Here is a 2,588-nt window from a genome sequence, read left to right as displayed (position 1 = left end):
GCGGGCTCACGGCCCAAACATCAAGCGGCGTCGGCGGACAGCCCCTGTACCGATTTTCACGCCCGCGGGGCGTCACCGCAGGTGAACGGTCGACTTCTATAGATCGTCAAGCAGTAGGAGTTGGCCCGTGAAGGTGGAGCGAACTCTTGCTCCTCGGTTGAAGTCGCAAGCTCAGCGTACGAGGCTCAATGCGCCGTCGACCCTGTGGCCGCCGTCGCGTGCGCCGCCTCCCTCCATGGCAGTCATGGTCAGCCCGAACAGCATCGTCTTCATCTCCCTCGATGTGACGCCGAGTTGTTCGGCCACATTGCTCGGGCGGACGCCCTTGGTGCGAAGTCCTTGGAAGACCTTGGGCAGGATCTGCGAGGTCTCCCTCTTCTGCATGCCTTGAGGCTCGTCGGTGCGGTATCCGCGGGCACTCAGTTCCGAGCAGGTAGAACGGTACTGCCAGTCAGTAAGGAGGTTCAGGTCGTGCATCCGGTATGTGAGTGCCATGGCGGAGACTCTCCAGATGCGCTTACCTTCGAGAATCTGGTCTATACGAGCGCCTGCGGGCATGTGCCCTAGCACGCTGGCCGCCGGCATCAGGAAGGCGCTGGCGAAGTCGTTCGCCTGCCGCTCGGCTTCCGGTCCGGTACAGGAGCGCTCACCGCTCGCATGCATAACCAGGTGGCCCAGCTCGTGGGCAGCGTCGAACCTGCCGCGTTCCACGGTCTTCATGGTGTTCAGGAAGATGAAGGGGACACCGCACCTCCAAACCGCAAAGGCGTCAACTTCCAGCGAGTCCGGCGGCAGCGAGAAGACCCGGACGCCGTGGGCTTCCAGTAGGTGCACCATGTTCGGCGCCGGAGCCTGGCCGAGGTTCCAGCGGGTGCGCACCATGTCCGCGGCCGTTTCCGGGTCCGGCTTGCCGAGGGACGGGAGATCCGGTTCCGGCAGGCGGAACCGCTCAGCAATCCAGTCGTACAGTTGCGCGGCCAGGGTGCCCGCGGCGCGGGCCGAGTCCAGAACCCGCGGCGGTGTCTTGGTCCGGGCGCGCCACGAGATCCCCTCTGGGGGGAGTTCGTTGAGCTCCGGACCGCTGAAGAACGGCTCGGGGAAGTCGAGCGCTGTGGCGATCTTGCGCACGGTCGGTGGCCGGGGCGAGGTCCGGCCCGTCTCGTAGTTGGACAGGCTCTGCAGTGAGACACCTGCCTGCTCGGACAGTTCTGCGAGGGTCAGCCCCCGGCGTTTCCGGGCCAGCGTGATGCGTGATGGAGTCACCATGGCGGACTGCCTCATTTGTCGGTGGTGCAGGGTGCGGCACTGGCTCAACAGTGCCGCACCAGGACGGACGATCAGCGGAAGTCGACGGGGATGTCGATCTCGCCGGGTCCATCTTCGTACATTGGTTCGATTCCGTCCATTTCAAGGACCGGGAGAGGGATGCGCCGCCTCCACCTCGTAACGAAGCCGTCCGCCACTTCACCGGGCAGCGACAGCTCGTTGTGGATGTGGAGCCTGTCGCCGTCCTCTACCCGGTAGGAGACGAGGAACCAGACTTGCAGCCGGTCCGTCTCCTCTGCGTTCAGGACGATCTCGTGACGGCGTACCGGCCGGGGAAAGAACTCCAGCTGGGCGTTGACTTCGGCCGCCCGTTCCGTCGCGGCACCGCGATGTCGCTGGTTTCGGGGGTGAAGAGCACGGTCCCCCGTCGCGGCGTCCCCGGCCATGACCCCGATGGCGATGGTCCTGTCGGGGCTGCAGACGACTTCGAGGTGGTCGTGCAGGAGCCGCTTCCAACCCTCATGCTGGATATGCATCTCACGGATGATCCGGACATGCTCCTGGTACGCCCGGGTCCCTGCCGTGTTGGCCGGATGGTTGGGTGTCGCCGAGCGGCGGGCGATCTCACCGGCCCGCAAGGCCGGATGCAAGTACTCCAACTTGGTACCGAGGGCGGCCAACTGCACGCGGTAGTCGTCAGACTCCAGCGCAGCAACGGCAGGGACGGCCATTCAACCTCCGGGACTCGACAGGCACGAACTTATAAGGATGTTACCGCATTTGCGGTTCCATCCTTATAAGTGACGCGCTCCAAGTCTGCTTTGCTCCGGCGGAGTTCACCGGCGACGGTCACAGCTTGAAGGGGCGGCGACCTCATCGCCCCACCGGTCACGCAGCGGTCTGCTGCATCGGCCAGGGCTTGGCACGCTTGATCCGGGCCGCTCACATGAGGCCCGACTCAACCCGCTTGCCTGCAGTTCACGGCCACCCCTGGTATGTCGCACAGTGCGGCGGGGTAGGTTTGCCGATCCGAACACGGGGCGGGGGCTGGGGGACGGTGCGTGGGGTGGCGTGAGGAAATCACGACGGCACTGGGCGAGTGGATCGCCTTGGAAGGGGGCACGGGTAAACAGCCCCGCTGGCAGCGGATCGGACGGGCGGCCCGGAGCGCAGAGCCTGGCTGGTACGTGGTGGACCTGCGCGGCACCGATATCGGGCCGGACCAGCTTGAGGTTCCCCCGAGATGCGGAAGATGCTGACAGCGGGTCAGATGGGACTCATGAGAGGAACATCGACCATGGCTGCCCCCAGAAAGTACTCGC

At 65.3% G+C, this 2,588-nt stretch carries 2 protein-coding genes; both read right to left on the bottom strand.

Going from position 1 to position 2,588, the window contains the following annotated elements:
• Nucleotides 1–171: 171 nt before the first annotated feature.
• Nucleotides 172–1,281, bottom strand: coding sequence for a helix-turn-helix domain-containing protein (locus tag ACWD68_RS41710; protein WP_329362994.1), 1,110 nt, complete (start codon nt 1,279–1,281; stop codon nt 172–174).
• 56 nt (nt 1,282–1,337) lie between these two features.
• Nucleotides 1,338–1,997, bottom strand: coding sequence for a hypothetical protein (locus ACWD68_RS41705; RefSeq protein WP_451811689.1), 660 nt, complete (start codon nt 1,995–1,997; stop codon nt 1,338–1,340).
• Nucleotides 1,998–2,588: the final 591 nt, after the last annotated feature.

The organism is Streptomyces sp. NPDC005141 (genome assembly GCF_053599975.1).
Note: the sequence above shows the minus strand (reverse complement) of the source record. Positions and strands in the feature narration are given on the sequence as shown.

Excerpts from the sequence above, each read along its gene's own strand:
- ACWD68_RS41705 (WP_451811689.1), bottom strand. The coding sequence starts at position 1,997 with ATGGCCGTCCCTGCCGTTGCTGCGCTGGAGTCTGACGACTACCGCGTG.
- ACWD68_RS41710 (WP_329362994.1), bottom strand. The coding sequence starts at position 1,281 with ATGAGGCAGTCCGCCATGGTGACTCCATCACGCATCACGCTGGCCCGG.